Raw genomic sequence first — 963 nt, 5'->3', positions numbered from 1 at the left:
GACCGTATTTTGGTTAGCCGTTGCTGAAACACCTGTTGTATCAGAAATGCGGTTGATAGCTGCAGCTAAAGCGATACCACTAGCAGACTGACTACCAGTAGAAGCTGTATCGTCGCTTGCGAAGGTAGCGCCAACGTTAGCACCGTTGATAGTTAGGTCACCGGAAACCAACGCAGCACGGCTGGCATCTGAAGAGTTATCACCAACTACTGAAGCAGTGTTACCAGAGAATGTACCAGTTTCAAAACCGGCATTATCGATATTGCCTGTTGTTGAACTAAGAGTGATATCCGAGCCGTCAGTGCTTGATAAAGTAACATTACCAACGTAGACGTTTGCGTTAGTTGCAGCACCCGCACGTAAACCTGCAGCAGCAGCGTCACCAGCCGTACCATCTAATAACGAGATGTTACGACCATCTTCAGCCGTCAAATCAACGCGGAAACCGTCGTCAGTTTCAACGACCGCTGCGGTAACGCCGGTTGCGTCTTGGCGAGAATTAATTTGATCAGCTACTTTACCAAGTTCTGTTTGAGTAGCTGTAGCGTTGTTCGCACCTGATGCCGCAACAACCAAGGACAGCTGAACACCATTAATAGTTACGACACGCGTGCCCGCAGTAGTACCAGATGCAGACGTTACTGAAGTACCTTCTACTGTGTTAGCATTCGCCGTTGCTACAACACCAGTCTGGTCACTTACTGCATTGATTGCAGCAGCTTTTGAAATTGCACTTGAGCTCTTAAGTAGTGCTGATGCTGTGTCAGAACCACCAGATGATGCACCAACTGACACTCCATTGATTACCAAATCGCCGGCAACAAGCTCACGAAGGGCGGCACCTGTGGCGTTCGCTGCGATCGCTGCCTTGCTAGAGTTACTAGACACACCAGAAGAGGCTGCTGAACCAAGTGAAGATGTGTCAACAGACCCTAGGCTAACCGTTACCTCATCACCAACGTT

1 pseudogene is annotated in these 963 nt (G+C 49.0%); it reads right to left on the bottom strand.

The features are described from left to right. Positions 1-963 (bottom strand): annotated as a pseudogene (locus A3739_RS29270) (flagellin); the annotation flags it as partial.

Source organism: Oleiphilus sp. HI0067, from assembly GCF_001635735.1.
The sequence above is the reverse complement of the archived record's forward strand: the minus strand, read 5'-3'. Positions and strand labels throughout refer to the sequence as shown.